Annotated in this window: 5 protein-coding genes and 1 pseudogene; 2 read left to right on the top strand and 4 right to left on the bottom strand. The window is 42.9% G+C overall.

Going from position 1 to position 5505, the window contains the following annotated elements; translation table 11 throughout:
• Window positions 1-91: 91 nt before the first annotated feature.
• Complete coding sequence (locus A3I3_RS11210) at window positions 92-283, top strand: hypothetical protein (RefSeq protein WP_081617467.1); 192 nt, start codon at window positions 92-94, stop codon at window positions 281-283.
• Here A3I3_RS11210 and thrS read toward each other — a convergent pair.
• The 4 genes from thrS to A3I3_RS0109315 all read right to left on the bottom strand — a co-directional run bounded on the left by thrS (window position 261) and on the right by A3I3_RS0109315 (window position 5177).
• Window positions 261-2201: a threonine--tRNA ligase gene (gene thrS / locus A3I3_RS0109330; protein ID WP_026129766.1), complete on the bottom strand. Its 1941-nt coding sequence runs from the start codon at window positions 2199-2201 to the stop codon at window positions 261-263. The two genes, A3I3_RS11210 and thrS, sit on opposite strands and share 23 nt — an antisense overlap.
• Before the next feature lie 268 nt (window positions 2202-2469).
• The gene (locus tag A3I3_RS0109325; RefSeq protein WP_018372431.1) at window positions 2470-2829 is read right to left on the bottom strand and encodes a hypothetical protein; all 360 of its coding nucleotides are present in this window, start codon (window positions 2827-2829) and stop codon (window positions 2470-2472) included.
• 28 nt (window positions 2830-2857) lie between these two features.
• Window positions 2858-4177 (bottom strand): glycosyltransferase family 4 protein, encoded by a 1320-nt coding sequence (locus tag A3I3_RS0109320; RefSeq protein ID WP_018372430.1) that lies wholly within the window; start codon window positions 4175-4177, stop codon window positions 2858-2860.
• Between the two features lies 1 nt (window position 4178).
• On the bottom strand, window positions 4179-5177 hold the full coding sequence (locus tag A3I3_RS0109315) for an LTA glycolipid anchor biosynthesis glycosyltransferase, IagA/BgsA family (protein ID WP_018372429.1): 999 nt from the start codon (window positions 5175-5177) through the stop codon (window positions 4179-4181).
• A gap of 181 nt (window positions 5178-5358) precedes the next feature.
• Between A3I3_RS0109315 and A3I3_RS10920 the strand changes: the two are divergent.
• A pseudogene (locus A3I3_RS10920) lies at window positions 5359-5505 on the top strand (ISL3 family transposase); the annotation flags it as partial.

The raw sequence follows: 5505 nt of genomic DNA, 5'->3' as shown, positions 1-5505 counted from the left end.
AAGGCGTGGAAGTGACAATCCTCCAAAGTATTCACCACTTTTTCAATCGTAAAGACGAGATGGTCTTGTGGCAAGAAAGAACTGATTTCTAGTGGTAAAGTTGTTTGATTTGTGTTATAGTGAATATGCATGGGATAGCCTTTCTAAATGGTTTATTGTGCAATTCTATTTTACCAAGACTATCGCAACCATGCAAAAAAGCAACGGATTTGCCGTTGCTTTTTTTGGAGATAAGGGACTATTGTCCCAGGCTCTATTATTTACTCAACACGAGACTTATTAGCAATATCAGCTAAGATATGCTCAACAAATTCCATCATACTTTCAGTATGGGTTTCCTTACTACCATAGCGGCGGACATTGACCGTACCGTCAGCCATTTCCTTATCGCCGACAATCAGCTGATAGGGGATTTTATGGGTTTGGCTTTGGCGAATTTTGTACTGCATTTTTTCATTGCGCTCGTCCACATCAGCACGGACACCGCGATTGCGCAATTCTTTTGCAACTTCCCAAGCGTAATCTACATGGGCATCATTTGACACGGGGATGATGGTCACTTGGTGAGGGGCTAGCCAAGTTGGGAAGGCTCCTTTATACGTTTCAATTAAGTAAGCAGTGAAGCGTTCCATGGTTGAGACAATTCCACGGTGAATCATGACTGGACGATGCTCTTCCCCATCAGCTCCAATGTAGTGCAAGTCAAAGCGTTCTGGAAGTAGGAAATCCAGCTGAATAGTTGAGAGGGTTTCCTCGTTTCCTAGAGCAGTTTTTACTTGTACATCTAACTTCGGACCGTAAAAAGCTGCTTCTCCTTCTGCTTCAAAATAATCTAATCCTAGATCATCCATCGCACCTTTTAGCATGCGTTGTGCGTTTTCCCACATTTCATCATTGTCAAAATATTTCTCCGTGTCGTGCGGGTCACGATAAGAAAGACGGAAACGATAGTCTGTGATGTTGAAATCTTTGTAAACATCAATCATCAAGTCTAGCACGCGCTTAAATTCCTCTTGAATTTGCTCAAGCATAACGAAAAGGTGAGAATCGTTGAGGGTCATTTCCCGCACCCGTTGGAGACCCGACAAAGCGCCTGATTTCTCAAAACGGTGCATCATGCCCAGCTCAGCGATGCGAATTGGCAACTCACGATAAGAATGTACGTGGTTTTTATAGACTTCAATATGATGAGGGCAGTTCATCGGCCGCAGCACGAACTGTTCCCCATCGCCCATATCCATTGGTGGGAACATGTCTTCTTGATAATGCTCCCAGTGCCCAGAAGTCTTGTAGAGCTCAACGCTAGCTAGTGGTGGCGTGTAGACATGTTGATAGCCATCATTCACTTCACGATCAATGATGTAACGCTCAATTTCGCGGCGAATGGTCGCCCCGTCTGGTAGCCAAAATGGCAGCCCTTGCCCCACTTCTTGGCTAATCATAAAGAGGTCTAATTCCTTACCGAGCTTACGGTGGTCGCGTTCTTTTGCTTCCTCCCGCATTTGCAGATATTTTTTCAGGTCTTTCTTGTCAAACCAAGCCGTACCATAAATCCGCTGCATCATGGCATTGTCAGAATTTCCACGCCAGTAAGCACCTGCCACATTGAGCAAATGGAAAATTTGAATGCGCCCAGTAGACGGCACGTGCGGCCCACGGCAAAGGTCGACATACTCACCTTGGCGGTAAATGGTCAAGCCGCCCTCGTCTTCTGAATGCTCCTCAATTAGCTCCAATTTATAAGGGTCATCCTTGAAAATCTCGCGTGCCTCGTCCTTGGTCACTTCCTCACGAATGCTAGGGAAATTTTCTTTGACGATTTTTTTCATTTCTTCTTCAATGGCAGGCAAATCTTCATTAGAAATCTGTCCAGCAGCATTATCCGTATCGTAGTAAAAACCGTCTTGAATGGCTGGACCGACGCCCAGATGAATATCTGGGAAAAGCCTGCGCGCAGCTTGGGCAAAGAGGTGAGCCGCTGAGTGACGCAAGATAGCAAGAGCGTCCTCATGGTCAGGCGTCACGATTTCAAGCGAACCATCCTCCAGCAAAGGACGCGTCGTGTCCACCAATTTACCGTTGAATTTACCAGCAAGAGCTTTTTTAGCTAGGGAATTGCTGATAGATTGGGCAATGTCAAATGTTGTGCTGCCAGACTGATAATCACGAACAGCACCGTCTGGGAAAGTAATGTGAATCATATTTTCTCCTTTTTCTAATTCCTTAAAAACAAAAACTGCCTGCATCCCAAAGGACGCAAGCAGCGTGGTTCCACCTTCATTCATCCATGGCAAAAACCATGAACCTCATGTTTGGCTATATCGTGGCCACCGCTTTATGTTTTCATAAAAGCTAGTCGAGTAGTATCATATCAGGCTTTCTATGCGCTTGCAGCAACCGCGCACTCTCTCAAAGAAAGGAACTGACTGACTTGTCTCTGTTCATATTATAGCACGATTAGAGGAAATTTCAAGGCTTTTCCATAGACTTTTTGCGTAAATAATAAATCCCTTGTCCAAAACCATTTCCCAAAAGAGAGAAGAGAAAATAAACCACATGATAAAGTGGAATCCACTCTCCAAATGGAAAAACAGTCACTAGAAAACTCAAACCTGCCAGTAACGAAAAGGAAAATGAAAAACCACAACTCACTGCATAAACGAGAGAAACTAGAAAGGTGACCAGAGGTGAATAAAAGAGGACATTATTTACTATCAACCCTTTTTTCGTCAGTTCATCCACTGGTAAATATGGAACTAGTAGATAATAAATACTGTAGAAAAAGAGTAAAACGAGTACAAATCCCCAACTGCGTTTAAGAAGTTTCATGTCCACCTCCTAGAAATGCACGATCAATTTATTCTTCCTGATTCTTTCGGCGTAATTTTTTGATTTGTTTTGTTGAAGCCTTGATCATTCGAGCAGAGCCATTGACCGGTAGGGCAACAATTTTCTTAGGCAAATAAACGACAGATTTAGCAAAGCGGGCTGCTCGTTTTTCTTCTTGCCCTGTCAACTTTTTAAAGTTCTTTTCAGTTATTAAATCTTGATAAAACTCTGCGACTCGCTTGCCAAAGTTCTCTGCAGAAATCTCGTAAAGTTTATCTGCAAGAAGTTTTTCGTCCATATCTGGCGTTGCGACAATAGCTTCTAAAATAGCGCCCGCCAAATCCCACTTGTCATAGTAAAGGGTACCAAACATTTTATCTGTAATAACATTGTCTAGATAAGGATTTCCATGCGCAATAATCGGCGTGCCACTTGCAATACTTTCCAGATAAGTCAGCCCTTGCGTTTCACTGGTCGAAGCAGAAATAAAGAAATCAGCTGCCTTATAGTAAAGTGCCGTCTCACTCGGTGGGATCATACCTGTGAAAATGACATGATCTGTAATTTTCAACCGCTTAGCTTGCTCTTTTAAATCTTCCAGATAAGGACCATCACCAGCGACCACCAATACTACGTTTGCTTCTTCCTCTAAAACCTGAGGAAGGGCATCCAGCACTGCTTGGATATTTTTCTCGTAGGAAACCCGTGATAGGCTAAGCAGCATGGTTGTATCTGCTTTAATGCCTAATTTTTCTCTTAAGGCTAGGATATTACTTTCGGTAATCTCAGGTCGCTCAAACTTAGCCAGCTCAATTCCCGTTGGAATGACTCGTTTTTCAATCTTAATTTTGTATTTTGTTAAGAGGTCATAAACAATTTCGCTAGGACAAATGACCCCATCCAAATCACTCAAAAAACCACGCACCATGTATTTAACCATGCTAGGGCGGATAATCATCCCCTTGGCAATATAGCGGACATAATCCTCGTACTGAGTATGGTAGGTATGAACGACTGGAATTTTTAATTCTCTTGCAATCCAAACACCTAAAAATCCTAAAGAAAATTCTGTCTGGGTATGAATAATGTCCAGCTGATACTGGCGAGCGATTTCTAGAGCTGTCGAAAAACCACGATAAGCAACCCGTCGGTCTTTAAAAGCAAAGAAAGGAACGCTAGGAATCCGGATAATCTGCCAATCCTCATAACGATTGACATCTTTATCCGTGGTCGTAAAAATAAAGACCGTGTGCCCTTGCTTTTCCAGCTCTGTTTTCAACGTCCGGATACTGGTGGCAACGCCTGATACCTGTGGAAAATAGGTATCTGTAAAAAGACCAACTCGCATATCACATCTCCAATACTTTTCGATAAGCCTCTACCAACTGATGAGCAACATTGTCAATAGAACGACTTTGGGCTACTCGATAGCCTGCTTCTCGCTTGTCTACTTTTCCGTCCAAGATTGCTTCTATAGAATTAACAAACTCGTCCACATTATGGCAAAGCTCTGCTGACGATTCATCAATCCAGCCATTATAAACAGGAATATCACGCAAAACAACATGTTGCCTGCTGGCTAACGCTTCCAGAACAACAATTCCTTCCGTCTCTTCATAAGAAGGGAAAAAGAAGACATCGCTACCGCTCATTGCCCCCTGAAAAACGGCTCCCTTGAAATACCCTGGAAACTCGACATTATCAGGGTGGTCAAAGAGAACGATATTGCGGATTTTACGCGGAATAATCCACTTGCTGATACTGCCCAGCCAGATAAAACGGACATGAGGCATTCTGCGCGCCACTTCGACAAAATCCTCAATTCCCTTGCGCTTAAAATACAGCCCAGCACAGACCACCACTTTCTCGCCTTCCTTAATCTGGAAATGGTCACGAAAAACGGCTTCTTTTCTAAGATCCTTTTGGTATTTGTCCAAGTCAATCCCGTTTGACACTGCAACAATGGGCGTTGTCACGCCATAGCCTTGAATGAGCTTCTTGGAATATTCTGACGGCGTAATGATAAAGTCTGCTTTTTTATACATGGAAGCCAGATACTTACCAAACAGAGGCGCAAAGAAATTCGAGCCGATAAAGGAATTTTCAAAATCCTCCCGCGTCGAATGCCCGTGCATAATTACCTTCTTGCCCCGTCTCTTGGCAGCGTGGAGCAAAAGCCAGCTACGCGGACCATAGGTATTGATATGAACGACATCGTAATCGCCCAGAACGTCCGTCGTATAAGGGATACCAGCCAAGTCCAAGGCGTGCATTTGGTGCTGCAAAGCCCGACCAATGCCCGATTTCTCCAGAACTGACTTACCCTCTAAATAGAGTAATACTTTCATAGTTTAATTATACCAAAAATTAAGTGATTTTAACGAAAAAAACGTTATAGAAAAAACCGGCTCTATAATTTCTGTAGTGGGTAAAATCACTTTAGGGATTATGGAGCTTATTTTGTTGTAGAAAAAAAGTCCCATATGACCTATAATGAAAAGCGACCAAACCATCATTAGAAAGAATCTTATGGAACAATTAAATTTTATCACAAACTTACTGGAAATCAAAGACCCTAACATTACGATTTTGGATGTTCTAGATGCTGGAACGCATAAAGAAATCATCGCGAAGTTGGATTATCCTGCTCCTAAATGCTACAGCTGTCATGGTCAG

This window comes from Streptococcus massiliensis DSM 18628, from assembly GCF_000380065.1.
GTDB lineage: Bacteria > Bacillota > Bacilli > Lactobacillales > Streptococcaceae > Streptococcus > Streptococcus massiliensis.
The sequence above is the reverse complement of the archived record's forward strand: the minus strand, read 5'-3'. Positions and strand labels throughout refer to the sequence as shown.

Bases quoted from the DNA above. Each gene is read 5' to 3' on its own strand.
- thrS (WP_026129766.1), bottom strand. From the start codon at position 2,201: ATGATTCACATTACTTTCCCAGACGGTGCTGTTCGTGATTATCAGTCT.
- A3I3_RS0109325 (WP_018372431.1), bottom strand. From the start codon at position 2,829: ATGAAACTTCTTAAACGCAGTTGGGGATTTGTACTCGTTTTACTCTTT.
- A3I3_RS0109320 (WP_018372430.1), bottom strand. From the start codon at position 4,177: ATGCGAGTTGGTCTTTTTACAGATACCTATTTTCCACAGGTATCAGGC.
- A3I3_RS0109315 (WP_018372429.1), bottom strand. From the start codon at position 5,177: ATGAAAGTATTACTCTATTTAGAGGGTAAGTCAGTTCTGGAGAAATCG.